The sequence below is a fragment of the Burkholderia sp. HI2714 genome (assembly GCF_002223085.1).
Taxonomy (GTDB): domain Bacteria; phylum Pseudomonadota; class Gammaproteobacteria; order Burkholderiales; family Burkholderiaceae; genus Burkholderia; species Burkholderia lata_D.
Map to the genome: position 1 here is coordinate 57,070 of NZ_NKFM01000055.1, position 26,176 is coordinate 83,245.

At 66.7% G+C, this 26,176-nt stretch carries 22 protein-coding genes, 1 tRNA gene and 1 pseudogene; 12 read left to right on the forward strand and 12 right to left on the reverse strand.

Annotated features, from left to right (window positions below; genetic code table 11):
* Window positions 1-190: 190 nt before the first annotated feature.
* Window positions 191-1,726 (reverse strand): amino acid permease, encoded by a 1,536-nt coding sequence (locus tag CFB82_RS29650; RefSeq protein ID WP_089486349.1) that lies wholly within the window; start codon window positions 1,724-1,726, stop codon window positions 191-193.
* 589 nt (window positions 1,727-2,315) lie between these two features.
* On the opposite strand from CFB82_RS29650, the gene CFB82_RS29655 reads away from it, so the two are divergent.
* The 5 genes from CFB82_RS29655 to CFB82_RS29675 all read left to right on the forward strand — a co-directional run bounded on the left by CFB82_RS29655 (window position 2,316) and on the right by CFB82_RS29675 (window position 8,597).
* Complete coding sequence (locus tag CFB82_RS29655; protein WP_089486350.1) at window positions 2,316-3,848, forward strand: GGDEF domain-containing protein; 1,533 nt, start codon at window positions 2,316-2,318, stop codon at window positions 3,846-3,848.
* A 163-nt stretch (window positions 3,849-4,011) separates the two neighbouring features.
* Window positions 4,012-5,082 (forward strand): FUSC family protein, encoded by a 1,071-nt coding sequence (locus CFB82_RS29660; RefSeq protein WP_089486351.1) that lies wholly within the window; start codon window positions 4,012-4,014, stop codon window positions 5,080-5,082.
* Window positions 5,083-5,412: 330 nt separating this feature from the next.
* Window positions 5,413-6,747 (forward strand): argininosuccinate synthase, encoded by a 1,335-nt coding sequence (gene argG / locus CFB82_RS29665; protein WP_069250949.1) that lies wholly within the window; start codon window positions 5,413-5,415, stop codon window positions 6,745-6,747.
* A gap of 216 nt (window positions 6,748-6,963) precedes the next feature.
* Entirely contained in the window at window positions 6,964-7,461 is a 498-nt protein-coding gene (locus tag CFB82_RS29670) for a shikimate kinase (protein ID WP_089486352.1), read from the forward strand.
* 341 nt (window positions 7,462-7,802) lie between these two features.
* On the forward strand, window positions 7,803-8,597 hold the full coding sequence (locus CFB82_RS29675) for a polysaccharide lyase family 7 protein (protein WP_089486353.1): 795 nt from the start codon (window positions 7,803-7,805) through the stop codon (window positions 8,595-8,597).
* Window positions 8,598-8,662: 65 nt separating this feature from the next.
* Here the strand turns inward: CFB82_RS29675 and CFB82_RS29680 are convergent.
* Window positions 8,663-9,973 (reverse strand): annotated as a pseudogene (locus CFB82_RS29680) (MFS transporter).
* Between the two features lie 235 nt (window positions 9,974-10,208).
* Window positions 10,209-11,291, reverse strand: a complete 1,083-nt coding sequence (locus CFB82_RS29685) for a tartrate dehydrogenase (protein WP_089486354.1) — start codon at window positions 11,289-11,291, stop codon at window positions 10,209-10,211.
* Window positions 11,292-11,399: 108 nt separating this feature from the next.
* Between CFB82_RS29685 and CFB82_RS29690 the strand changes: the two genes are divergently transcribed.
* Window positions 11,400-12,308, forward strand: coding sequence for a LysR substrate-binding domain-containing protein (locus tag CFB82_RS29690; protein WP_089486355.1), 909 nt, complete (start codon window positions 11,400-11,402; stop codon window positions 12,306-12,308).
* Between the two features lie 263 nt (window positions 12,309-12,571).
* Here CFB82_RS29690 and CFB82_RS29695 read toward each other — a convergent pair whose 3' ends face one another.
* The 3 genes from CFB82_RS29695 to CFB82_RS29705 all read right to left on the reverse strand — a co-directional run bounded on the left by CFB82_RS29695 (window position 12,572) and on the right by CFB82_RS29705 (window position 15,008).
* On the reverse strand, window positions 12,572-13,567 hold the full coding sequence (locus CFB82_RS29695) for a LysR family transcriptional regulator (protein WP_256990518.1): 996 nt from the start codon (window positions 13,565-13,567) through the stop codon (window positions 12,572-12,574).
* A gap of 95 nt (window positions 13,568-13,662) precedes the next feature.
* Window positions 13,663-14,082 (reverse strand): ATP--cob(I)alamin adenosyltransferase, encoded by a 420-nt coding sequence (locus CFB82_RS29700; protein ID WP_089486356.1) that lies wholly within the window; start codon window positions 14,080-14,082, stop codon window positions 13,663-13,665.
* A 125-nt stretch (window positions 14,083-14,207) separates the two neighbouring features.
* The gene (locus tag CFB82_RS29705) at window positions 14,208-15,008 is read right to left on the reverse strand and encodes an AraC family transcriptional regulator (protein ID WP_089486357.1); all 801 of its coding nucleotides are present in this window, start codon (window positions 15,006-15,008) and stop codon (window positions 14,208-14,210) included.
* A 180-nt stretch (window positions 15,009-15,188) separates the two neighbouring features.
* Between CFB82_RS29705 and CFB82_RS29710 the strand changes: the two genes are divergently transcribed.
* Both CFB82_RS29710 and CFB82_RS29715 read left to right on the forward strand, forming a co-directional pair.
* Complete coding sequence (locus CFB82_RS29710; RefSeq protein WP_089486358.1) at window positions 15,189-15,815, forward strand: LysE family translocator; 627 nt, start codon at window positions 15,189-15,191, stop codon at window positions 15,813-15,815.
* A 14-nt stretch (window positions 15,816-15,829) separates the two neighbouring features.
* Window positions 15,830-16,594 (forward strand): class I SAM-dependent methyltransferase, encoded by a 765-nt coding sequence (locus CFB82_RS29715; protein WP_089486359.1) that lies wholly within the window; start codon window positions 15,830-15,832, stop codon window positions 16,592-16,594.
* Window positions 16,595-16,618: 24 nt separating this feature from the next.
* On the opposite strand, the gene CFB82_RS29720 is transcribed toward CFB82_RS29715, so the two are convergent.
* The 4 genes from CFB82_RS29720 to CFB82_RS29735 form a co-directional block, all read right to left on the reverse strand.
* Window positions 16,619-17,308: a DUF2848 domain-containing protein gene (locus CFB82_RS29720; protein ID WP_089486360.1), complete on the reverse strand. Its 690-nt coding sequence runs from the start codon at window positions 17,306-17,308 to the stop codon at window positions 16,619-16,621.
* Between the two features lie 71 nt (window positions 17,309-17,379).
* Window positions 17,380-17,766, reverse strand: a complete 387-nt coding sequence (locus CFB82_RS29725; protein ID WP_011356002.1) for a hypothetical protein — start codon at window positions 17,764-17,766, stop codon at window positions 17,380-17,382.
* A gap of 48 nt (window positions 17,767-17,814) precedes the next feature.
* Window positions 17,815-19,293 (reverse strand): 4-hydroxyphenylacetate 3-hydroxylase family protein, encoded by a 1,479-nt coding sequence (locus tag CFB82_RS29730; protein ID WP_089486361.1) that lies wholly within the window; start codon window positions 19,291-19,293, stop codon window positions 17,815-17,817.
* 36 nt (window positions 19,294-19,329) lie between these two features.
* A complete protein-coding gene (locus CFB82_RS29735) occupies window positions 19,330-19,878 on the reverse strand; it encodes a flavin reductase family protein (RefSeq protein ID WP_089486362.1) in 549 nt (182 codons plus the stop codon).
* 255 nt (window positions 19,879-20,133) lie between these two features.
* Between CFB82_RS29735 and CFB82_RS29740 the strand changes: the two genes are divergently transcribed.
* Window positions 20,134-21,345 carry an IscS subfamily cysteine desulfurase gene (locus CFB82_RS29740; RefSeq protein ID WP_089486363.1) on the forward strand — a complete coding sequence of 404 codons (1,212 nt, stop codon included), beginning with the start codon at window positions 20,134-20,136 and terminating at the stop codon, window positions 21,343-21,345.
* A 58-nt stretch (window positions 21,346-21,403) separates the two neighbouring features.
* On the opposite strand, the gene CFB82_RS29745 is transcribed toward CFB82_RS29740, so the two are convergent.
* Window positions 21,404-21,946, reverse strand: coding sequence for a MarR family winged helix-turn-helix transcriptional regulator (locus CFB82_RS29745; RefSeq protein ID WP_069252868.1), 543 nt, complete (start codon window positions 21,944-21,946; stop codon window positions 21,404-21,406).
* A gap of 128 nt (window positions 21,947-22,074) precedes the next feature.
* On the opposite strand from CFB82_RS29745, the gene CFB82_RS29750 reads away from it, so the two are divergent.
* Window positions 22,075-22,662, forward strand: coding sequence for a nuclear transport factor 2 family protein (locus CFB82_RS29750; RefSeq protein ID WP_089486364.1), 588 nt, complete (start codon window positions 22,075-22,077; stop codon window positions 22,660-22,662).
* Window positions 22,663-22,729: 67 nt separating this feature from the next.
* Here CFB82_RS29750 and rtcR read toward each other — a convergent pair whose 3' ends face one another.
* Window positions 22,730-24,346 carry an RNA repair transcriptional activator RtcR gene (gene rtcR, locus CFB82_RS29755; protein WP_089486365.1) on the reverse strand — a complete coding sequence of 539 codons (1,617 nt, stop codon included), beginning with the start codon at window positions 24,344-24,346 and terminating at the stop codon, window positions 22,730-22,732.
* A 335-nt stretch (window positions 24,347-24,681) separates the two neighbouring features.
* Here rtcR and CFB82_RS29760 point away from each other — a divergent pair.
* Together CFB82_RS29760 and CFB82_RS29765 are read left to right on the forward strand one after the other, a co-directional pair.
* Window positions 24,682-24,754, forward strand: a tRNA-Cys gene (locus CFB82_RS29760).
* 258 nt (window positions 24,755-25,012) lie between these two features.
* Window positions 25,013-26,155 carry a slipin family protein gene (locus CFB82_RS29765; RefSeq protein WP_089486496.1) on the forward strand — a complete coding sequence of 381 codons (1,143 nt, stop codon included), beginning with the start codon at window positions 25,013-25,015 and terminating at the stop codon, window positions 26,153-26,155.
* The last annotated feature ends 21 nt before the right edge of the window (window positions 26,156-26,176 follow it).

The following is a 26,176-nucleotide window of genomic DNA, read 5'->3' on the forward strand; positions in this document are numbered from 1 at the left end:
GCCGCCGCATGTCGCGCGCGCCGGATGCCGATCCGCGCGGCGCGCCTCGCGCCGGCCGGGCCGTGGCCCGGTAGGGTCGGGCAATATAACCGGCTTTGACCCCGTGCAGGCAAAAGCCGGGCAAAAAAAACGGGAAGCGCGAGGCTTCCCGTTTTCGTCGTACGTCACGCGACCACGTGCCGCGCCCGCGTCAACCCGCGGTTTCGCGGTTCGCCACCGGCTGCCGCTGCGCGCCGCGGCTCGCGGCGATCCACGGCGCGATTTCCATGTCTTCGTAGCGCACGAAGTGGCTCTTCTTCAGGAACCGGAAACCGAGCCACACGACGAGGAACAGCGGAATGCCGACGTAGGTCGCGGCGACGCCCGCCCAGTCGATCCGGTTCGCGAGGAACGCCTGATAGTCCTGCCCAAGCGCGATCACGAGGCACAGCACGAACGCGAACAGCGGGCCGAACGGGAACCACTTCGACTGGTACGGCAGCTGGTCGAGCGCGTAGCCCTGCTTCACGTAGCCCTTGCGGAACCGGTAGTGGCTGACCGCGATGCCGAGCCATGCGATGAAGCCGGTCATCCCCGACGTGTTCAGAAGCCACAGATACACGGTCTTGTCGCCGTACAGCGACGTGAAGAAGCACAACGCGCCGACGGCCGTCGTCGCGTACAGCGCGTTGCGCGGCACGCCGCCCGCCGACAGCTTCGCGAAGATCTTCGGCGCACGGCCTTCGGTCGCGAGGTTGTAGAGCATCCGCGTGGATGCGTACATGCCCGAGTTGCCGGCCGACAGCACGGCCGTCAGGATCACCGCGTTCATCACGCCGGCCGCGAACGCAAGGCCCGCGTGGCGGAACACGAGCGTGAACGGGCTCACGCCGATGTCGGTCACGTCCGTCTTCAGCAGGTTCGGGTCGGTATAGGGAATCAGCACGCCGATCACGAAGATCGCGAACACGTAGAACAGCAGGATGCGCCAGAACACTTGGCGCACCGCGCGCGGGATCGTCGTGCGCGGGTTTTCCGATTCGCCGGCCGCGACGCCGATCAGCTCGGTGCCCTGGAACGAGAAGCCGGCGATCATCGCGACACCCATCAGCGCCGGCAGGCCGCCCGCGAACGGTGCGTCGCCGATCGTCAGGTTGCCCCAGCCATTGCTCGGCGCGCCCTTCAGAATGCCGAAGATCATCAGCAGGCCGACGCCGATGAACGCAACCACGGTGACGACTTTGATCAGCGCGAACCAGTATTCCGCTTCACCGAAGCCGCGCACGGTCAGCGCGTTGAGCAGGAACATCACGCCGAGGAACGCCGCGCTCCACCACACGCCCGGCACGTCCGGAAACCAGTAATGCATCACGAGCTGCGCGGCGACCAGCTCCACCGCGATCGTCACGGCCCAGTTGTACCAGTAGTTCCAGCCGAGCGCGAAGCCGAAGCCTTCGTCCACGTATTTCGCGCCGTAGGTCGCGAACGAGCCCGACACCGGCATGAACGCGGCCATTTCGCCGAGGCTCGTCATCAGGAAATAGACCATCAGGCCGATCGCCATGTACGCGACCATCGCGCCGCCGGGGCCGGCCTGCGAGATCGACGCGCCGGACGCGACGAACAGGCCCGTGCCGATCGAGCCGCCGATGGCGATCATCGTCAGGTGGCGCGCCTTCAGCGCGCGATGAAGCTTGGGTGGGTTCGCTGACGAACCGGATGGGTCGGATTTCGGAATTGCGGACATAAACGAGACGAACGTTGAGCGGGCCGGCATCCGTAGCCGGCGCATGCGGAATCGGAGCGCGGTGCGCGTCCTGCGATGCATTCGATGCGGCCCCGATACGCGTTGCGCGGCGGGCGCCTGCGGCGAAGCGCGGATTCTACCTGATTCGTCACGAGGAGAGCTCAGGTGGAGCCGCCCGCCGCCGCCGCGGAGATTTTGCAGAATCAAGGGGTTGGCCGCGTCGGAGCGGGCCGTCGTCGCGGTCGGCTCAAAAACCCCGCGCCGTGGATGGTTATTTGATTCTCCGATCCGCCCGGTGTTTCGCCACTGTCCCGTCGCAATCCGCCCGATACCGCGCCGGCATGCATAATCGCCGGGTAATCGCGGGATTATTCAGACAATACAACCGATATCGACGATTGATTCAAATCAAATCACCCGCATGACAAGCGGTAACGATGCGTAATGGTTTGGAATCGCCGGTATCCGCATGCATGTTTTGCATGTGCAGGCGAATGTCCGGAATTCGCGCGATAATGCGGCCCGATTCAAAATAAACAGCGTACGGAATCGCCCACGACGCGAAATCCGCCGCCCGCCCCCATCGAGGATGAAGTCATTCACGCTGCCCGCCGCGCTGCGCCGCCATACCGCGTCGATCGTGGCACGCATTCTGTCGCCCCGCGGCGTACTCGTTGCGGGGATCGTGCTGCTGATGTTCAGCTGGGGGCTTTCCACGTCGCTTTTAATCGAGGCGCGGCGCGATGCATACGACCATGCGGTCGAAAATGCACGCAACCTGATGCTGCTGATCGAACGCGATATCGCGCGCAATATCGAGCTCTACGATTTGTCGCTGCAGAACGTCGTCGACGGCATTACCGATCCTGAACTGGCGACGCTGCCCCCGCACCAGCGCCACCGGCTGCTGTTCGACCGCGCGGCGACCGGCGAGTATCTCGGGTCGATCTTCGTGATGGATGCGCACGGCAATATCGTGATCGATTCGAGCGCGTCGCCCGCCCGGCAAGGCAATTTCGGCGACCGCGACTATTTCGCCGTGCATCGCGACCAGCTCGCCCAGGGCCTCTACATCAGCCGGCCGTATGCGTCCCGGCTGCGCGGCGGCGCATTGACGATCGCCCTCAGCCGCCGGATCAGCCGGCCCGACGGCGCCTTCGCCGGCATCGTCGTCGGCACGCTCAGCATCGACTACTTCCGCGCGCTGCTCGACGGCCTGGCGGTCGGCAAGCACGGCAGCGCGGCGATCGTCGAGGACAACGGCACGCTCGTGTCGCGCCTGCCGTACGACCCGCACGTGGTCGGCCTCGACCTGCACAACTCGCCGCTGTTCATCGAATCGCAGCGCGCCCGCGACGGCGCGCTGACCGGGGTCGGCGCGATCGACGGCATCCGGCGCATCTATGTTTACAAGCATCTCGCCGCCCTGCCGCTGATCGTCGACGTCGCGCCCGCCGAGATCGACATCTATGCGTCGTGGCGCCACCGCGCGATCTGGACCGTCGTGCTGATGTGCCTGTTCACCGGATTCATCGCGTGGGGGTCGCTGGCGCTGTCGCGCGAACTGAAGCGCCGCCAGGTCGCCGAATCGAAGCTGTACCGGCTCGCGCACACCGATGCGCTGACGGGGCTCGACAATCGCGGCACGTTCGACACGGTGCTCGCGAAGGAGGCGCAGCGTGCGTCGCGCAGCGGCCGCCCGCTGTCGGTGCTGTTCGTCGACGTCGATCACTTCAAGGCATTCAACGACTATTACGGCCATCCGGCCGGCGACGACGTGCTGCGGCGCGTCGCGCAAACCGCATCGCGCTGCCTGCGCCGCGACAGCGATCATGTCGCGCGCTACGGCGGCGAGGAATTCGTCGTCACGCTGCCCGACACCGATGCGCAAGGCGCGCTGACCGTCGCCGAGGGCATCCGGCGCGCGATCGCGGCGCTCGACATCGAGCACGCGAAAAGCCCGTACGGGCGCGTCACGGCGAGCATCGGCGCGGCGACCGCCACCGACGGCCGCGTGAACGCCGCGACGCTGCTGCGGCGGGCCGACGAGGCGCTGTACCGCGCGAAGTCCGGCGGCCGCAACCGCGTGCTGGAGGCGCAGCCGAGCACCGCCGGCGCATGACATCGACGTGACGTGACGTGAAATCGCGCGGCGGCCGGCCGGGCCGGATGACCGCGCGGTGGACAGGTTTCCCGCGTTCGGTTAGCGTGACTTCTGCTGCGCACGCGGCGCGGCGCCGGCCCGCGCAGGCCGCCGTGCGCATTCCGGCCACTCCCGTTCCGCCATGACCACCCCGCTCCCTACCCGGCTGCCGCCGCTCCTGCGCAACGCGCTCCGCCCGCTGCTCGACCCGTACCGCCGCTACCGGCACGCGAAGCTGATCCATGCGGCGCGCGTCTCGCTCGCGATTCTCGTGTCGATCGCGCTGTCCACCGGCCTGAACGTGCCGCACGGCGAGTGGTCGACGATCACCGTGCTGATCGTCGTCGGCGGGCTGCAGCACCACGGCAACATCCGCAAGAAGGCGGCCGAGCGCGCGCTCGGCACGTCGATCGGGGCGCTAGCCGGGCTCGGGCTGATCCTCCTCTACTCGTTCCTGCACGCGCCGTTCGCGATCTACCTGCTGATGGCCGTCGGGTGCGGTATCTGCGCGTATCACGCGATCGGTAAGGCCGGCTACATCGCGCTGCTGTCGGCGATCACGATGGTGATCGTCGCCGGGCACGGCGACAACGAGATCGTCGACGGCCTGTGGCGCGCGGTGAACGTGCTGGTCGGCATCGCGATCGCGCTGGCGTTCTCGTTCGCGTTACCGCTGTATGCCACTTACTCGTGGCGCTACAAGCTCGCCGACGCGCTGCGCGCGTGCGCAGCCGTGCATGCGCGGCTCGCGGGCGACCGCCAGGTCAGCGACGACGCGCACCTGAAGGAAATGGCCGCGCTGAGCGCGCTGCTCGTGCAGTTGCGCTCGTTGATGCCGTCGGTGTCGAAGGAATGCGATATCCCGGTCACGCAGCTCGAGGCGATCCAGCGCGGCCTGCGCCTGTGCATCGGTTATCTGGAGATCCTGTCGAGCGCGGTACCGGCCCGCGACGACCTGGCCGCCCGCGAATACATGCGGATCGAAATGAAGGCGGTGAACCGGCGCATCCGCGACACGGTGGTCGGCGCGAGCCGCGCACTCAAGTTCGGCACGCCGAGCCGGCTCTCGCCGCGCCGCCAGCCGACGGACGTGCCGCACGACGCGCCGCCGCCGCAGTTGTCCGGCTACGTGTCGATCACGGCCAAGCTGGCCGGGGAAGTCGACCAGTTGCGCGAAAAGCTGCTCGACACCGCGCAGTCGTGGAACATCTGACGTCGGCGGGAATCCGCGCCTCGCGCGCCTGCCTTTCATATGCCTTTCGGCTCGGCACATCGGCATCCTGACGGCGGGCCGCCCCGTCCGTCAGCCGATCCGGCCCCGGAAACACGGTCCGCGGCCGGGCTCGTCGATGCCTGTTTCTGCCGCGATGTCGCACCGGCGAGTGCGGTGTTCTCCACCCGGTTAACCACCCGCCAGGCCCGCCGCGACAGGCCCGACGACGGTTCCGCGCGAAAATCAGCCCTTGCCCCAACCTCCCGGACAGCCGATACTCGCATATTCCGCGAAATACGATCCCACCGGCTTCAATCCACGGTAATTCCTATGAGCACGATTCTCGAAAGCCTCCCGACCGGCCAGAAGGTCGGTATCGCCTTCTCCGGCGGCCTGGACACCAGCGCTGCACTGCACTGGATGAAACTCAAGGGCGCCGTCCCGTACGCATACACGGCGAACCTCGGCCAGCCCGACGAAGACGATTACGACGCGATCCCGAAACGCGCGATCGAATACGGCGCAGCCGGCGCCCGCCTGATCGACTGCCGCGCGCAGCTCGTCGCCGAAGGCATCGCGGCGCTGCAAAGCGGCGCGTTCCACATCACGACGGCCGGCGTCACGTACTTCAACACCACGCCGATCGGCCGCGCCGTGACGGGCACGATGCTCGTCGCCGCGATGAAGGAAGACGGCGTCAACATCTGGGGCGACGGCAGCACTTACAAGGGCAACGACATCGAGCGTTTCTACCGCTACGGCCTGCTCGTGAACCCGGATCTGAAGATCTACAAGCCGTGGCTCGACCAGACATTCATCGACGAGCTCGGCGGCCGTGCCGAAATGTCCGAATTCATGAACCAGGCCGGTTTCGCGTACAAGATGTCGGCCGAGAAGGCCTACTCGACCGATTCGAACCTGCTCGGCGCGACGCACGAAGCGAAGGATCTCGAAAGCCTCGAAAGCGGCATCAAGATCGTGAACCCGATCATGGGCGTTGCGTTCTGGCGCGACGACGTGAAGATCGCCGCCGAAGAAGTGACGGTGCGCTTCGAAGCCGGCCAGCCGGTCGCGCTGAACGGTGTCGAGTTCACCGACCCGGTCGAGCTGCTGCTGGAAGCGAACCGCATCGGCGGCCGCCACGGCCTCGGCATGAGCGACCAGATCGAGAACCGCATCATCGAGGCGAAGAGCCGCGGCATCTATGAAGCCCCGGGCCTCGCGCTGCTGTACATCGCGTACGAGCGTCTCGTCACCGGCATCCACAACGAAGACACGATCGAGCAGTATCGCGAGAACGGCCGCCGCCTCGGCCGCCTGCTGTACCAGGGCCGCTGGTTCGACCCGCAGGCGATCATGCTGCGCGAAACGGCACAACGCTGGGTCGCACGCGCGATCACCGGCGAAGTGAAGATCGAACTGCGCCGCGGCAACGACTACTCGATCCTGAGCACGAAGTCGCCGAACCTCACGTACCAGCCGGAACGCCTGTCGATGGAGAAGGTGGCGTCGACGTTCTCGCCGCGCGACCGGATCGGCCAGCTGACGATGCGCAACCTCGACATCACCGATACGCGCGACAAGCTGCGCGTGTATTCGCAAGTCGGGCTGCTGACGCCGGGTGAGGCGTCGGCGCTGCCGCAGATCAAGGGCGACGAGAAGTAAGTCGCTTCGCTCGACGCCGTATCGCATCGATGGATGCGGTACGGCCGGGCAGGCTGTGTGGGCGTATCCGCTTCGCGCACGCAACCTGCCGCTTCCCCGCCTCTCCTCCGCCTTTCTGCTTCTCCTGCCGCAATCGCATCGCGTGACGTACCAACGGCACAGCATCGCCGCACCCGTCATGGCAAGCTGCGAGCCTTCCGATTCCTGCGCTCCCCCATGACCGCCCTTACCGTCATCCACCTGAACGGCCCGATCAACAGCGGCAAGACGACGATCGGTCTCGCACTCGCGCGCGTACTGCCCGACGCCCGCTTCATCGACGGCGACGATCACGATGCGCCCGAAGACGCGCCGTTCGACGTGCAGTGGGCGATTGCGCTCGAACGTCTCGTCACGCAGATCACGAACGCACGTGAGCGTCATCTGGTCATCGCCTATCCGATCGGCGAAACGGAATTCGAGCGGCTGCGCGCCGCCTGCGACGCGCGCGACGCGCGGCTGTTCGTCGTGACGCTCGCGCCGCCCGAAGCAGTCGCGGCGTCGAATCGCGGCACGCGTGCGCTGACGGACTGGGAGCGGAACCGGATCGCCGAGATGTATCGCGAAGGCTATGCGTCACGGCCGTTCAGCCAGATGGTGCTCGATACGTCCGATGCGACACCCGATGCTTGTGCGGCGCGTATCGCACAACAAGTCGCGGCGACGGAGTCGTAACCGGCACACCTGCCCGCGCCCTTCACCTCGGCACGCGGATACCTCACATCAGCCAGCGACAAACAACTTCTCCGGCCAGAATAGGAAAACGTTTACTCTTCCGACACTTCTTGCTAGCATCGTCCTCGATCGGCCTGAGCAGTTTAACGGAAAGCCGATCGCAAGCCTTGAAAATCCCGCAATTCCCGGCATCACTGTTCCAGCTTTCGAGCCTTACCTGCTTTCTGTATTTTGGAGTGCTTTCTACGGGCAACCGATCTCGCTTCGACGATCAAGCGCCTCAATAGGAAAACGTTATCCACAACGTGGCGCCCAGCCACGGACCATCAGAGAGAGACACCATGAAGAACAGGATCATCCCGTGCGTCGTCGCCGTTCTGTCCGTTGCGTGCCTGTCCGCGTGCGGCGGCGACGATCCGGCCAGCCCGGCCGCCGCCGCGCGCCAGCAGGCCACCGCGATGGCGCTCAGCCCGTCGAACCCGCCCGGCTCGAACTTCAACCTCGCGCCGTTCACGCTGCAGTTGCCGACCGGCTCGTCCGGCAAGGTCGACACCGTGAGCGGCTCGTCGCTCGCGGGCGGCTACGTGAACCCGACGTATTTCTATACGGACGGCAGCGACGGATCGATGGTGATGATGGACCCGACGCAGGGCTGGACGACGTCCGGCTCGCTGCATCCGCGCACCGAGTTGCGCGAGAACGCGATCTGGCCCACCTCCGGTACCAACCGGCTGAACGCGACAGTGGCCGTCACGCAGGTGCCCGATCACACGACGATCGGCCAGATCTTCCAGGGCACCGGCCCGAGCAAGCCGCTGTGCGAGCTGCAATTCACGTCCGGCGGCGTCGTGCAATTACTGCTCGAAAGCACCAACCAGGGCGGCAAGTCGACGACCACGCCGATCACCACGGTCGGCGTCGGCAAGAAGTTCAGCTACACGCTGAGCCTGAGCGGCACGACGATCACCGTCACCGCGAACGGCACGACGAAGACCTTCACGATGGATTCGAGCTTCGATGGCGAAAGCTTCTACTTCAAGGCCGGCGACTACGACCAGACGGCCGTGTCCGGCACGCCGCTGACGACGCCCGGCACGATCGTGAAGTTCTATGCGCTGACGCTCACGCATAGCTGATCGCGCGGCACGATGCATGAACGCCGGGCAGGTTCGCGACGCGCGCCTGCCCGGCTATCCGGTGCTTACGAGTGATGCCGCACCCCCGGCACGACCGCTTCCCTCGCGCCCTTGCGGCTCAACATCAGCGTGACGACCGCCGACACCGCGAGCGTGCCCGCCACCACGTAGAGCCCCGCCGCATACCCGCCCGTCACGTGCTTCTACCAGCCGATCGCGAACGGCCCGACGAACCCGCCGAGATTGCCGATCGAGTTGATCATCGCGATGCCCGCCGCCGCGCCGGCGCCGGACAGGAACGCGCTCGGCATCGCCCACAACGGCGCCTTCGCGGCGCTGATTCCGATGTTGACGACCACCAGCGCGAGCACGGTCAGCAGCGCTGTGCTCGCCTGCCCCGCGAACACGAAGCCGATGCACGCGAGGACGCACGGAATCACGACGTGCCACGTGCGCTCGCCGGTGCGATCCGAATGCCGCGCCCACACGATCATCGCGACGACGGCGGCGATGCTCGGAATCCCGGTGAGCAGGCCCGTCTGCAGCGCGGTGAAGCCGAACTGCTTGACCATCAGCGGCGCCCACAGGCCGAGCGTGTACAGCCCCGCCGACGTGCCGAAGTAGATCAGCGCGAGCGCCAGCACGCGCGGGTCGCGTAGCGCCTGCCACGCGCCGGCCGTGTGCCCGGCATCCGTGTGGCGCGCGTCGGCTTCGGCTTTCAGCTTCGCGACCAGCCAGTCGCGCTCGTCCGCGCGCAGCCACGCGGCCTTCGACGGCGCATCGGTCAGGCACCTGAGCACGACGAAGCCGAGCACGAGCGCCGGCAGCGCTTCGACGATGTACAGCATCTGCCAGTCGGCGAGCCCGAACATCGGCGGCATCTGCATGATCGCGCCCGACAGCGGCGAACCGATCGCGGTCGAGATCGGCGCGGCCGCCATGAACCACGCGGCGGCCACCGCGCGCTGCTTCGCAGGAAACCACAGGCTCAGGTACAGGATGATGCCGGGGAAGAACCCTGCTTCGGCCATGCCGAGCAGGAAGCGCAGCACGTAGAAGCTCGTCGGCCCGGCCGCGAATGCGGACACGGCCGACACGATTCCCCACGTGATCATCACGCGCGCGATCCAGATGCGCGCGCCGACGCGATGAAGAATCAGGTTGGACGGCACCTCGAACAGGAAGTAGCCGATGAAGAACAGGCCGCCGCCGAACCCGAACGCGGTCGGCGACAGGCCAATCGCCTTGTTCATCGTCATCGCGGCAAATCCGACGTTGACGCGATCGAGAAAGCTGACGAAGTAAAGCAGCATCACGAACGGAATGATGCGCCACATCAGTTTCCGCGCGACGCGGGTTTCCAGATCCGCTTGCATGTGTCTCCTCCTTCGAGGTCGAGCCGTCGAGTCGTACTCGGCGTATGAATGCTCGCCGGCGCCGCGACGAAGCGCGTGGGCCGGCGCGCCCGGCTCGCGTCGGGTGCGCGAGTCGCGGGGCAGGAACATCCGGGGACGATGAACGGGCGCCGCCCGGTAACCGGTTGCGCTCGCGCGCCGCCGCGGGTCGCTGGCCGCTATGTCGCGGGCCACCTGCCCATCGCCGCGCTCGTCGTCAGGCGGCGACCGCCGCGTTCGCGACGCGCTCGCACACAGCCGCCGTCACCTGCACGGTCGTCGCGCTGCCGCCGAGATCGCGCGTATGCAGCGACGGGTCGGCCGTCACCGCCTCGATCGCCTGCATCACCCGCGCGGCGGCGGCCGTTTCGCCGAGGTGCTCGAGCAGCATCACGACCGACCAGAACGTGCCGACCGGATTCGCGAGCCCCTTGCCCATGATGTCGAACGCGGAGCCGTGGATCGGCTCGAACATCGACGGATAGCGGCGCTCGGGATCGATGTTGCCGGTCGGCGCGATGCCGAGGCTGCCGGCGAGCGCAGCCGCGAGATCGCTGAGGATGTCCGCATGCAGGTTGGTCGCGACGATCGTGTCGAGCGACGCCGGCCGGTTGACCATGCGCGCGGTCGCCGCATCAACGAGCTCCTTGTCCCACGTCACGTCGGGAAATTCCTGCGCAATCTGCTTCGCGATCTCATCCCACATCACCATCGCGTGCCGCTGCGCGTTGCTCTTCGTGATCACGGTCAGCAGCTTGCGCGGGCGCGACTGCGCGAGCCGGAACGCGAAGCGCATGATGCGTTCGACGCCGGCACGCGTGAGGATCGACACGTCGGTCGCGGCCTCGATCGGATGGCCCTGGTGCACGCGGCCGCCGACGCCCGCATATTCGCCTTCCGAGTTCTCGCGGACGATCACCCAGTTCAGGTCGTCGGGCCCGCAGCGCTTCAGCGGCGCGTCGATGCCGGGCAGGATGCGCGTCGGGCGCACGTTCGCGTACTGGTCGAAGCCATGGCAGATCTTCAGGCGCAGCCCCCACAGCGTCACGTGATCGGGCACGTCGGGGTCGCCCGCCGAGCCGAACAGGATCGCGTCCTTGCCGCGCAAGGCGTCGAGGCCGTCGGCCGGCATCATCGCGCCGTGCCGGCGGTAGTAGTCGGCGCCCCAGTCGAAATCCTCGAACTCGAATGCAAAGCGGTCGCTGCCGCGGGCCAGCGCTTCCAGCACCTGCTTGGCCGCAGGCACCACTTCCTTGCCGATCCCGTCGCCGGGAATCGTTGCGATACGGTAGGTCTTCATGCGCACATCCTCGATTGATCGTCAGCGTGGAAGCACTTTACCGAACCGGAAGTGTGGGAACCGGTGCTAGACTCAAAGCATCTTTAACCTGGATTCACGAATCCCGACATGGCGGATACCGTTCAGCCGGCCGATCTCGGCTTCTTCTCGACGCTGGCCGCGTCGGGCAGCCTGAGCGCGGCCGCGCGCGAACTCGGGCTCACCGCGGCGGCCGTCAGCAAGCGGCTCACGCAAATGGAGCGGCGCGCGGGCGTGACGCTCGTGAACCGCACGACGCGGCGAATGATGCTGACGCCCGAAGGCGACGTATATCTCGACTATGCGCGCCGGATCCTCGACCAGATGGACGAACTCGGCGAACTGCTCGGCAGCGCGAAGCAGCGCCCGAAGGGGCTGCTGCGCGTGAACGCGACGCTCGGCTTCGGGCGTAACCAGGTCGGCCCCGCGATCTCACGCTTCGTCGCGCGTTATCCGGAGGTGTCGGTACAGCTGCAGTTGTCGGTGATGCCGCCGCCGCTCACCGACGACGCGTTCGACGTATGCATCCGCTTCGGCGAGCCGCCCGATACGCGGGTCGTCGCGCGGCGGCTCGCGCCGAACCGCCGGCTGCTGTGCGCGGCGCCCGCCTATCTCGCGCGGCACGGCACACCCGTCACACCGCACGACCTGACGCGGCACAACTGCATCGGCATCCGGCAGGGAGACGAGGGTTACGGAATCTGGCGCCTGACGAGCGGGCGCGGCGCATCACGCCACACGGAGGCCGTGCGGATCAACGGCAACCTGACGACGAACGACGGTGAGATCGCCGTGAAATGGGCGCTCGACGGGCACGGGATCCTGATGCGTGCGGAATGGGATCTGCGCGACTGTCTCGCCGACGGCCGCCTGGTCGTCGTGCTGCCCGACTACGAGACGCCGAGCGCCGACATCTATGCGGTGTATGCGCAGCGTCACCAGATGTCCACGCGGATTCGCGCGTTCGTCGATTTTCTGGCGGACGAGCTGGGGCAGTGATCGGGACGCACGAAACGACGTACGTCGATTCAGGAGAGACCAACGTGCGGCTCGGTCAAAAGAGCCAATATTTCAGCTATTTCGTCAAAAAATCGCCAGAATATTGACACTTTCATATGAGCCGGCAGCGCCCGGCCGCCGCCGTCCGCTTCGCCACGGCAACCCGGCGGGATCATCGATCCGCTTCCGCAATCTCGTCGGTCAAGAGAGCGCACCCACGACGATTGCGAACCGTTGACCGCGCCTGACTCGACACTTGCTGGTCAAGCTGCGGCCATCTGGGCGTCCACCTGATCAACCCTGTCCGCGGCGCCCACCGTCGGCCGCCACACCCGTGCGGTGATCATGCCCGCATGGCCGCTCACCGCCGCCTCGAAACGCTCGCCGATCCAGTCGACGAACGCGCGCACACCGGGCGACACATGCGGCCGCTTCACGTAGACGGCCGACACCGCGATCGCGTCGGGCCGCCAGTGCGGCAGCACTTCCCGCAACCGCCCCGCGTCGATCAGCGGCTGCGCGGCGACGCGCGGCGGCTGGATCAGCCCGAGGCCGTGCATGCCGCACGCCAGATACGCTGGCTCGTCGTCCACGCTGACGATCCCGTCCATCCGCACCTTGCGCACCGCGCCATCGACGAGGAAATCGAGTTCGGCCGTGCGCTGCCCCGGCACGGACGACATGCCAACCGCGCGATGCGAGGCCAGATCGTCGAGCGTGCGCGGCACGCCGTGGCGGTCGAGATACGCGGGGCTCGCGCAGGTCACGCGCTCGAGCGTGCCGAGCCGGCGCGCGACGAGCGATGAATCGGGCAGTTCGCCGAGCCGGACACTGCAGTCGATCGCATCGCCCACGCGATCGGCCGCGCGCCCGGATACACCCAGCGTCAGCATCAGATCGGGATGCCGCGCATGAAACGCGCCAAGCGCCGGCAGCACGATCGCGTCCGCGACCGCCGCCGGCAGCTCGACGCGCAGCGGCCCGCTTGGATGCAGCGCGGCGCCGCGAATGCTGGCTTCGAGTTCGTCGACATCGGCCGTGATGCGCACGCAGCGCCGGTAATACGCATCGCCTTCGGGCGTCGCCCGCAGCGCGCGCGTCGTACGCACCAGCAAAGGCATGCCGAGCGCCGTTTCGAGCTCCTGCACGGTCCGCGTCGCGGTGGCGCGCGAAATGCCGAGCGCCTGCGCCGCACGCGTAAAGCTGTTCATTTCGACGATGCGCGTGAAGATGCGCATCGCGCGGATCGGATTGTCCACCGGACACCCCTGCATGTTTGCCGCATGCCGCGGCGCGCTTGCGCGCCGTGCATGCGTATCGAGGAACGCCGCGCCGCCGGCGCGGCAGAGACGGTTCAACCGTTCGCCGCCACGGCGCCGCGCGCCGGTTGGTCGAGCAGCCGCTGCGCCAGTGCGAGCGCGTCGTCGCGGGTGGCTGCCGCGTTCAGCGGATAGCCCCACACCTTTTCAAACGCCCCCGAAAATGCGTTGAGCGCCACGCGCCGCGCTGCGTCGGGCTCGATCGCGATCATCGCGGGGATCCACTCACGCGACTGCGCGCGGTTGGCCTTGCTCCACTTCGCGAGCTGCTTGCGCAGTTCGTGATCGTCCCCGCCGCGCTCGTCGCCGGACGGCGCATCGTCGGTCAGCAGAACGAACGGTTCGCGACGCGCCAGCAACGCGTCGAGCTCGGCAATCAGGCGGGCGGGATCGGTGTGCGTCGAACCGGTGTAACGCAACCAGACAAACGGGAATTCAGTCGTGACGATTTGCATGTCGGCCTCCAGATGAGAACGATTCTCATTTTATGGATCGAGGCCTGCGGCGTCATTTATCGTCCCGGCCAACCGCTTGCTCAATCCGGCCAATCGCGCATGCACGAAGGCGCGGCCTTCATCGTTCAGCGTTGCCGGTCGGTCAGGAATTGCGTCGGCGACTTGCCGGTCGCCTTGCGGAACATCGTCACGAAGCTGCTCGCGCTCTCGTAGCCGAGATCGATCGCGATCTGGTGCACGCGGCGGCCGGTCGTCAGCATCCGCAGCGACAGCGCGACGTGCAGCCGCCGGCGCCAGTCGCCGAGGCTCATCCCGAGCTCCTTCGCCGCGAGCCGCGTCAGGCTGCGCTCGCTGATACCCACGCGCCGCGCGAGTTCGGCCAGCGGCGACTTGTCGGCCGGATCGTCGAGCAGATGGTCGATCAGCTTGCGCAGCCGGCGATCGGCCGGCATCGGCAGGTACAGATCCTCGACCGGTGCCGCGACGAGTTCGTCGAGCAGCGTCGCCATCAGCCTCCCCTGCGGCCCGTCGACGTCGTACAGGCTCGGGAAGCTCGCCGCCTTCAGCAGCAGCTCGCGCAGCAGCGGCGACACCGACAGCGTGCAGCAGCGCGCTGGGAGGTCTAGCGCGGCGTCGGGTTCGACGAGCACCGCGTAGAACGTCGCGCCGGCCGAGCCGCGTGCTGCGTGCGGAACGTCGCCGGGAATCCACACCGTGCATTGCGGCGGCGCGCTCCACACGCCGCCGTCGATCTCGCAGTAGATGACGCCGCTCAACGTGTAGAGCAGCTGCGCCTGCGGATGGCTGTGCCGTTCCAGCCGCCATTCGGGCTCGACGACCGAGCCGCCGAACACGACGAGCGGACGCGGCACGTGGAAGACTTCGTCATCCGCTGCGGGATCGGTGGTCGGTGGAAGCTTGCGCATGAAACGGTGGACGATGGAGGAAGCCGGACGCGCTGCCCGCGCGTCCTTTCGTGCTTATACCAGAAAGGGGCCGGTGCGGCCCTGCCGCCGGGCCGCTGCCCGAGCTGCGTCTGCAGTCGGGCGGCGAAACGAATACAATGCCCCGATCCCCCGCCGCTGCGCCCACCTGCCGGAGCCGCCATGTTCGACCTGACCATGCTGACCACCTTCACGGCCGTCGTCCTGGGCCTGTTCCTGATTCCCGGCCCCGCCGTGCTGCTCGTGCTGAGCCGCACCGTGCAGGGCGGCCGCAAGACCGGCATCCTGACCGGCCTCGGCGTCGCCAGCGGCGATTTCGTGCATACGCTGTTCGCGGCGGTCGGCCTGTCGGCGCTGCTGATGACGTCGGCGCTCGCGTTCAATGTCGTGAAGGTGGTCGGCGCCGCGTACCTGATCTATCTCGGCGTGCGCGCGCTGATCGATAAGCCATCCGATCCGTCGCTGCCGAGCGTGTCGCCCGTCACGCCGCTCAAGGCATACCTGCAGGCGATTCCCGCGGAAGTGCTGAACCCGAAGACCGCGCTGTTCTTCCTCGCGTTCATGCCGCAGTTCGTGCATCCGGAACGCGGCTCGACGTTCGTGCAGTTCGCGGTGCTCGGGCTGATCTTCGTCGTGCTCAGCTCGCTCTACACGACGCTGATCGCGTGCTCGATCCGCCCGCTCGGCCGCATCGTGAAGCGGCTCACGTGGCTCACGCGCTGGCAGGGGAAGATCATCGGCTCGATTTTCATCGCGCTCGGGCTGCGCGTGGCGGTGCAGCAGCGCTAGGCGGGCGCGGCCGCATGACGTCTGCCGCCGCGCCCGCCGGCGAAGCCCTCTACACCGACCCGCGCCTCGTCGCGCTCTACGACCTGTTCAACGCAGGCGACCAGGACTTCGCGTTCTACGCCTCCGTGATCGGCGCCGCGCGGCAACGCATCCTCGATCTCGGCTGCGGCACCGGCACGTTCGCGCGCCGGCTCGCGGCGGCCGGGCATGATGTCACCGCGATCGATCCCGCGGCGGCGATGATCGAATACGCGCGGCGCCAGCCCGGCGCCGACGTCGTGCACTGGCTCGCATGCGGGCTCGACAGCCTGCCGCCCGGCGCACCACCGTTCGATGCGGTCGTGATGACCGGGCATGCGTTCCAGTGCCTGCTGACCGACACGGAAATCGACGCGACGCTGCGCGGCGTGAGGCGCGTGCTCACCGACGGTGGCCGCTTCCTGTTCGACACCCGTAATCCGCGCATCCAGCCGTGGCGTAAATGGACACCGGAACATTCGGCACGCAGCGTCGAGTCACGCGATGCGGGCATCGTCGATCTTCATCATGCGGTGCGCTCGGTGGAGGGCGCGATCGTGACGTTCGACACGCACTACCGCTTCCGTCGCGACGACACGGTGCTGACGAACACGAGCCGGCTGCGTTTCATCGCGCAACCCGACCTGCAGGCGCGCGTGATCGCAGCCGGATTCATGTCGGCCGACTGGTACGGCGACTGGCAGCACGCGCCGTTCGACGACGCGACCAGCGCGGAGATCGTCGCGATCTGCCGCGCCTGAGTGCGTGCGCGTGCTGCTACCGCGTCAGCCCGCCACGGGCAGCGTGTCCACCGCATACGCATGCCGCAGCGTGCGGCCCAGCACCGGATCTTCCAGCTCGACCTCGAACCGCTCGGCCGGCCGGATGCCGCCGATCGCGGCGAGCGTGCCGCACAGCATCGCAGTGCCGTCGACGAAGCGGCCGTCATGGCGCGCGAACTGCGCGAGCAGATCGTCCGGCGCACGCATCGCGGTCACCTTGCCTTCCTGATACAGCACGCGCTCGCCGTTGATCGTCGCGTATGCGCGCAGCACGAGCTGATCCCAGTGCCCGGCCACGTCGTCGAATTTCCACAGCGTGTTCGCGCACGGCTTGCCGCACATCTGCTTCGACACCGTGATCCCGTAGGTCTCGACCTCGCGGTCGGTGTGGTCGGACGCGATGCCCACGAAAGTCTCGCCGCCGTCGCGCACCAGCACGAATTCCGCTTCGCCGCTGCTCTGCCCGCCCGATACCTGGATCACAGACGACGGATCGAGGCGATCGGCCGCGACGCGGTAGAACACGGGCGTCGTCGCCGGGCGCTTGACGCCGAGTGCCTCCAGCTCGCGGATGTGCTTCTCCATGGCGACCGTGTCGCGGCCGGTCCAGCCCGCGATCACGAGCGTGTCGATCGCGATCACGCGCTCGGTGCGGCCGTCGCGACCGTCGATCGCGAACGTGATGGTTTTCATCGAATGCTCCTCGTGGCGGGCAGCGCACGCGCTGCGCGCTGCCGCCCGCCTTGTGTCGTTATCGGCCATTCTTACGCCGGGTCGTAGTAGTGGATCTCCAGCAGCACGCAGCCGCCGTTCGACTTGAACGGGCCGTGCCACGCGCCGGGCGGACGCACCGCGTACGTGTAGCCCTTGAACGGCGTACCGCCGTTGCCGTGCTCGTCGTTGCCGACGGTCAGGTCGCCCTCGACGAGAAACACCTCTTCCCAGTAGTCGTGCACGAACGGCTTCTTCGTATGCAGCCCGGCCGGCAGGCGCAACAGGCGCGTGCGGCTGCCGCGCTTGCGCTCGGTGTCGAGCGCGCCGGACAGGATCAGTTCCTGCGCACCGGACGCCGGGTCATAGCCCTCCGGCAGCCGCCAGTCGCGCTGCATGTCCAGCGTATGAAATTCGTCGTGAAGCTTGTTGATGGCCATCTGTCTCTCCTGTGGCGATAGCGGGTGAGTCGGACGCACGGCGACGCATCAGGCGGCATGCGGCGTCGACAGTTCCTGGTTCAGCGAATAGCTGCCGAGCATCGAATCGACGAGATGCGACGCACGCTGCCAGTCGTACGTGCGATACGCGTGCCCCTTCGTGACGAACGACGCGCCCGCATAGAACAGCTCGTACTGGTTGTGGCGCGACGCGAATTCGGAGCCGACCGCATCCCACGCGAGCTTGAAGAACTTCACGCGTTCCTCGGACGAACACACGGGCGACTTCTGCGTCTTCTCGATGATGCGCAGCAGGTCTGGGTTCTCGAAGTCGCGCACGCTCGACGGCAGCATGATCATTCCGCCGCCGGCGAGCTCGCGCAGCGTGTTGAGCACCTTCGAATAGAGCTGCTGCGTGACGACCTGCGAGCCGTACAGCATGGTGCGGTCGGGCACGTAGAAGCCGTTGACGACGGTACCCTTCGCTTCCATCCCGTAGACCCAAGCCTCGACCATCGACGCTTCGGCCGCGAGCTGGCCCAGCGTTTCGCGCACCTGCGGGAACGCATTCGTGCCGTTGACCTCGGAGATCTTCAACCCGAGCCCGACGAGAAAGCGCAGCTTCGTCATCAGCCGCACCTGGCATTGGTAGTTCTGGTACACGTGCGCGGGCGTCGCGTGGAACTGCTTCGCGCACATCGCCGTGTTGCCGGCGACGAAGATCCGCTCCCACGGCACCTTCACGTCGTCGAAATACAGCACCGCGTCGTTCTCGTCGAAGCGGCTCGACAGCGGGTTGTCGAACACCGACGTCGCGTTCTCCTCGTACGACTTGCGCGACAGGATCTTCATGCCCTTCGCGTTCATCGGCACCGCGAACGACAGCGCGTACATCTCGTCGCCTTCGCGCAGCGGCTGGATGCAGCTGCAGAACACCTCGTTCGCCATGATCCCGCTCGTCGCGAGCATCTTCGCGCCGCGCACCGTGATGCCTTCGGCATCCTGATCGACGATGCCGACCGCGAGGTACTTGTCCTCCTGCTCGTGCGCGGACTTCGACTGGTTCGCCTGCGGATTCACGATCGCGTAGGTCAGGAACAGGTCGTTGTCGCGCGCATAGCGGTAGTAGTCGCGCAGCGCGCCCGCGCGCGCCGGATCGTATTGCTCGAATACGTCGGCGCCCATATACATACCCGACAGGCACGACGCGACATGGTCAGGCGAGCGGCCCATGAAGCCGTAGTGCAGCTCCGACCACGCTTCCAGCGCGGCACGGCGTTCGACGAGTTCGTCATAGGACGTCGGCAGTTGCCAGATCCGGCTGACGCGGTTGCCCGAGTCGGGCGAGACGAACGTCATCTTCTCGACGTGCTCGTCGCGCGCCTGATAGTCGTACAGGCTCGCGTAGCTGCGAATCGAATTGCGGAATGCCGCATGCGCGGTCACGTCGCCGACCGGCTGGCCGTTCAGGTAGACCTGTCGTCCGTCGCGCAGCGACGCGATGTGCCGAGTCCCGTTCTTGATCATGATGTCCTCCAGGGTGGAATGAAGCGTGGGTTGCATTCAGGTCGACGGCGCGTGCATACCGTCGAGCGTGCGGTAGCGGCCGCCGAAGAAGATCAGCGGGCGCCCTTCCGAACGCGCGCAGTGCCGCATCACGCGGCCGACGAAGATCACGTGGTCACCGCCGTCGTACTGCGCATAGGGTTCGCATTCGAATGTCGCGAGCGCGTCGGGCAGCAGCACCGCGCCATCGTCATCGGCTGCGTCGGCACGCCAGCCCCACTTGTCGCCGTTCGCTTTCGCGAAACAGTTCGACAGGTGTTGCTGCGTCTCGTCGAGCACGTTGACCGCATAGCCGCCCGCGCCGGCCAGGTCGCCGAGGCTCAGGCTGCGACGGTCGACCGAGAACAGGATCAGCGGCGGATCCAGCGACACCGAATTGAACGACGCGACCGTGATGCCGATCGGCATCCCCTCCTTGCGCGGGGCGGTAATCACCGCGACGCCCGTCGCGAACATCGACAGTGCCGTACGAAAGCGCCGCTGCGCGTCGGCGCCCGCGCCGGTTCCGGCCTGGTTCTCGCTCATCTCGTCCTCCTTGGGTTGCATCGCCGGATTCCGCAGTCGAATCCGGCCCAACAAAGCACCGTTATTTAGCTTTATTATTTAGCTTTTATTAAATGTAAACACAAAGGCGGGTTCAAGCTGTCGTAAACCCTGACCTTGAAAGCTTTGTTTGAAAGACAACCCTACTGACGGGATGGATGTTGCGCGGCGTCCGTGAATGTCCACGTACACTGCGGCTACCCTGTTCCCCGGTGCATTCGGGCACCGCGGGAGACACCGTTTTCCGGAGCCGCATCGATGCAATCCCGTCCGATCTACATGGACTACAGCGCGACGACGCCCGTCGATCCGCGCGTGGTCGACAAAATGGTGCCGTTCCTGCACGAGCAGTTCGGCAACCCGGCTTCCCGCAGCCATAGTTACGGCTGGGAGGCCGAGCAGGCCGTCGAGGAAGCGCGCGCACACGTCGCCGCATTGCTCGGCGCCGATCCGCGCGAAATCGTGTGGACGTCCGGCGCGACCGAGGGCAACAACCTCGCGATCAAGGGTGCGGCGCACTTCTACCAGGGCAAGGGCAAGCATCTCGTCACCGTGAAGACCGAGCACAAGGCCGTACTCGACACCTGCCGCGAACTCGAACGCCAGGGCTTCGACGTCACGTATCTCGACGTGCGCGAAGACGGCCTGCTCGATCTCGATACGGTGCAGCAGGCGCTACGCGCCGACACGATCCTGGTGTCGGTGATGCTCGCGAACAATGAAACGGGCGTGATCCAGCCGGTGGCCGAGATCGGTGCGCTGTGCCGCGCGCGCGGCATCGTGTTCCATTGCGACGCGGTGCAGGCGGCGGGCAAGATTCCGGTCGACGTGAATGCGCTGAACGTCGACCTGCTGACGGTGACCGCACACAAGGTCTACGGCCCGAAGGGAATCGGCGCGCTGTATGTGCGCCGCAAGCCGCGCGTGCGGATCGAAGCGCAGATGCACGGCGGCGGCCATGAGCGCGGGATGCGCTCGGGCACGCTGCCCACGCACCAGATCGTCGGGATGGGCGAGGCGTTCCGGCTCGCGAAGGAAGAGATGGAGGAAGAAAGCCGCCGCGTCGGCTCCTTGCGCGACCGGCTGCTGGCCGGCCTGTCGACGCTCGACGAGGTCTACGTGAACGGCGATCTCGCCCGCCGGATTCCGCACAACCTGAACGTCAGCTTCAATTTCGTCGAAGGCGAATCGCTGATCATGGGGATCAAGGGTGTCGCGGTATCGTCAGGCTCCGCGTGCACGTCGGCATCGCTGGAGCCGTCGTACGTGCTGCGCGCGCTGGGCCGCAGCGACGAGCTTGCGCACAGCTCGATCCGCTTCACGCTCGGCCGCTTCACGACCGAAGCCGAAGTCGACAGCGTGATCGCGCAGGTGCGCGACACGGTCGGCAAGCTGCGTGAGCTGAGCCCGCTGTGGGACATGCATCTCGAAGGAGTCGACCTGAATACGATCGAGTGGGCCGCGCACTGAGCACAGCCGAAGCGTCAGGCCGGCCGGCGATCGCGAGCGGGCCTGACGCTCGCGCGCGTCAGCCTTTTTCCTGGCGCGCGATCAGGTGGGCGAGATCGAGCGTCGCGCGATCGCCGTTGGTGACGAGGCGGTCGATCACCGAGCAGAGCGCCTTGAATTCGGTCTTCGTCACGCCCTCGAACAGCACGTTGTTGATGCGCTGCTGCGTATCGGCGAACGCCTTCAGCAGCTTCGAGCCGGCCGGCGTGACCGTGAGCCGCATCTTGCGCTTGTCGTCGGGGTCCGAGCGTTTGTCGATCAGGCCGAGCTTCTTCAGCTTGCCGGTCTCGATCGTGACGAATGCGCCGCTCAGGTGCAGGTGATCGGCGAGACGGTTGACGGTCACGACATCGTCGTGCGACAGATGCGAGACCGAGACGAGCAGCGAATACTGGATGCCGGTGAGGCCGATCAGCGAGCCGAAGCCGTCGCGCACCGACAGCAGGCGGGCCGCGAACGGCAGCAGCCCGTTGATCAGGTGGCGAAATTCCGTGTCCGTGCCGTCGATCAGGCAGGCCGGGTTGGTAATGGTCAGAACGGACTCCTCTTGCTGCTTGGCCATGACTTCGACGCTCCGTACGGTCATGCGAATTTAGCTTTGAAACGAAATTATACGGCAAAGGCACATCCGCCCCTGGCCAGGCCCGGCCGGCGAATGTGTCCCGATTTCCCGATACAGGAGGCGCGTCCATGCCCTTTCCACTTCATCCCGCGTCGGTTCGCGCGCTGCTCGAATGCTATCTGCGCGCGAAGGACCTGAACCGGCCCGCGCTGATCGCCGATTGCTTCGCGGCCGACGCCGAGCTGAGCTTTTCGCTCGCGAACGACGATATCGATTTTCCGCCGCGCGTGACGGGTGCGGCCGCGATTGCACGCACGCTGGTGGAGGAATTCGGCGAGCGGTTCGAGCGCTGCCGGACGTATTACGTCTGCACGGAACCCGAAGTCGACTCACAGGGCGCCAGCGGGATGTCGTGGCTCGTCGTGATGCGGCAGAAGGACAACGGCGCGTTGCGGATCGGGCATGGCACGTACCGCTGGCAGTTCGCGGGCAACGGCGAAAGCGAAGGCGCCGCGCGGATTGCCGCGCTGCATATTCATATCGCACGAATGGATACGATCGACGATCCGCAGTCGGTGAAACTCGATGCGCTGCACGCGGCGTTCGGGTATCCGTGGCTGCCGGCGCACGCGTTCGCGCGCGGGCTCGCGGATGTCGCGGCAGCGCAACCGGAATGGACATTCCTGGCGCCGTTTCACGAGGCAGCGGCGGCGTAACCCATCCCGATCGATGGCCGCGTGCCAGGCCCTCCGGCAGCACGCGTCGCCCGCGCCGCCGTACTCGTCATGCCCCGCCGAGCGCCTGCCGCACCCCGTCCCAATCCAACCCGAATCGCGCGAGATACTTGCGCAGCCGGTCCGCATCGTTCGGCTGCTTCTTGCTCTGCCGCGATACCGCGAACAGCGTGCGCCCGGCTTCCGACAGGCTGGCCGACACGCGGCACACGTCGAGCACGCGTTCGAGCTGCGCACGGTCGAACAGGTCGAGGTCCGCCGCGCGCGCACCGAACACTGTATCGACGCATGCATCGGACGCACCCGCGCCGCCCGGCGACGACCACGTGCGCGTCAGCCGTTCGACTTCCTGCTCGGCGAGCGCTTCGGTGATCCGCCCGGCATCGGCCAGCGTCGCCATCCGCGTGACCGACGCGGACAGCTCGCGGAAGTTGCCGGCCCACACCGCGCGTGGCGACGCGGCGAACGCGAGATAGCGCCGCTTCGCCTCGACGTTGAACCGCACCTGCTCGCCCTGCTCGCGGCCGAAACGGTCGAGTTCGAATTCGAGGTTCGGCTCGATGTCCTCGCGCCGCTCGGCCAGCCCCGGCAATTCGTATGTCCACAGGTTGATCCGCGCGTAGAGATCCTCGCGGAACGTGCCGGCCACCACCATCTGCCGCAGGTCGCGGTGCGTACCCGCGATCAGCTCGAAATCGCTGGTCGCCTCGACGTCCGCGCCGACCGGCAGGAAACGCTTCTCCTCGATCGCCTTCAGCAGCATCGCCTGCTCGTCGAGCCCGAGCTCGCCGATCTCGTCGAGAAACAGCAGGCCGCCGTCCGCCGCGCGCAGCAGCCCGGCCCGCGCCGACTGCGCGCCCGTGAACGCGCCCTTCACGTGACCGAACAGCGTCGACATCGCCGCGTCGCCGCGCAGCGTCGCGCAGTTGATCTCGATGAACGGCCCCGCGAGCCGATGACGGCCACGCTTCAGCTCGTACACGCGCTTCGCGAGAAACGACTTGCCGGCGCCGGTCGGCCCGACCAGCAGCATCGGCGCGCGCGAACGCACGGCCACGCGTTCCAGTTGCTCGATCAGCGCGTTGAAGCGCGCGTTGCGCGTCGCAATGCCGGCCTTCAGGAACGACACCGTTTCGTCGCGTTCGCGCGTGAAACGCTGCGCGATGCGGTTGTAGCGCGACAGGTCGAGATCGATCACCGACATCGTGCCGGGCCCGCTCGGTCCTTCGTCGGTCTTCTGCGGCGGCGCCGTCTGCGCGAGACGCGCAGGCAGGTAGCGCGCCTCCGCCAGCAGGAACCAGCAGATCTGCGCGACGTGCGTGCCCGTCGTGATGTGAATCAGGTAGTCCTCGCGGTCGAGATCGAACGGATAGGCGCGCGCGAAATCGTGCAGCGTGGCGTAGACCTCCTCGAAATCCCACGGATCGCGAATCTCCATCGGGATGAGCCGCACGTCGGTGTGCGGCGACACACGCTCGAGATCCTGCTTCACGCGGTTCGCGAGACGCGCGTAGCTTGGCGCGTGCAACAGTTCGAGCCGGTCGATCGGCGTGTCGCGCTGCTCGCACAGCGAAATCGTCGGCCGCCAGTTGCGCCAGCGGCGCTGCGAGCCGCCGCCCTGGTCGAGCACGGTACCGAGAAACCCGATCGCAACAGTCTTTCGCATGTTTATCTCATAGGATAAGAAGCGATCCGATTGTATCGAATTTTTCTGATTAAGCCACCGCCGGAGATTCAGATCCATCCCGGACTAAAAATAATTTTCCCTTTTACTTCAATGGCTTGAGATTTTTATCGAGCACCGAGTCACCCGCTGGCACGCTCCTCGCTAAATAGAAAGCGCCGGATGTCCCGCTGGCCCACGAGTCAGGGTTCACCAAGCCCTGCTGGTGCGCCGCCGCCGAACCTCGTTCGTCGCGGCAGCGCATGTCGCCATGGGCAGACGAAGGCAAACGGGCGCGTACTGGAACTTCGCCCGGGTTCGAGTCCCGGGGCGCCCTCCGTTCGGTAGCTCATTTGGGTAGAGCAGCCGGCGCAAGCCGGTGTGTAGCGGGTTCGAATCCCGCTCGAACACTGTCCGCAAGGACAGTCTCTTGATAGAAGCAGTACCCGCCGGTGCGGGCCGCAAGGCCCGCCGCGCGTCGGACCGGTTGCGGTTCCGCGCGATCGGCCGGACGGCCGCACGGCCCGCGCGAAGGCGCACGACGACGCAATGCAGGATGCGTCGCCGCGCACTTCGACGCGGGGCCAGCGCGCCGCCCGCCCGGTTGCGTCGCCCCGCGATCCGCACGATGCGTGTCACCCGGCGGTCATTGAAGAAAAGGACAAGAATATGTGGATGCGACATGTTGTGAAAAAGAACGAACGCGCGCTGCTGATGAATGAGGGCGATTTCGTGAAGGTGCTGGAACCGGGCGTGTTCAAGGCCTTCGACCCGCTCAAGCGTTTGTCGGTGCAGACCGCGCGTCTCGACGCGCCGCTCGCCGACGCGGCACTGGCCGATTACCTGCGTCACGACGCGCCCGACGTGCTCGCGCAGCACTTCGTCGCGATGGATCTCGCCGATGATGAAGCGGGCCTGCGCTACGAAGACGACGTGCTCGTCGAGATCCTGGCGCCGGGCACGCGCCGGCTGTACTGGCGCGGCCTGACCGCGCATCGTCTCGAACGCGTCGATCTCGCGCAGGACAGCATGCTGCCGGCCGCGCTCGTGAAGCGCATCGCGCAACCGGCGCTGCGTGCACGCGGCGTGGCGGGCCTGACGGGCGTGCTGCTGGCGCAGGTGCCGGCGTACCACGTCGGCGTGCTGAAGATCGACGGCAAGATCGAGCGGTTGCTGGACGCGGGCGTAGAGGCGTTCTGGCGCTTCAACCGTGACGTCGCAGTCGAACTCGTCGACCTGCGTTTGCAGGCGATCGAAGTCGGCGGACAGGAAATCCTGACGCGCGACAAGGTCGCGCTGCGGCTGAACCTGTCGGCGACGTGGTGCTATGCGGACGTGCTGCATGCGTTCGGCCAGCTGCAGAAGCCGGTCGAGCACCTGTATCGCGAGCTGCAGTTCGCACTGCGGTCGGCCGTCGGCACGCGCTCGCTCGACGAACTGCTGGAAGACAAGCAGTCGATCGACGACGTCGTGATCGCGCAGGTGCGTGCCCGTCTCGGCCATTCCGGCGTGGACGTGCGCAGCGTCGGCGTGAAGGATATCGTGCTGCCGGGCGACATGAAGACGATCCTCGCGCAGGTGGTCGAAGCGGAGAAATCCGCGCAGGCGAACGTGATTCGCCGCCGCGAGGAAACGGCGGCCACGCGTTCGCTGTTGAACACCGCGAAGGTGATGGAAGAAAACCCGACCGCGCTGCGGCTCAAGGAGCTGGAAACGCTCGAGCGCGTCGCGGAACGGATCGACCGCATCTCGGTGTTCGGCGGTCTCTACCAGGTGCTGAACGGACTCGTCAGCATCAAGGGCGCGCAATGAATGGACAGGCACGGCGCACGC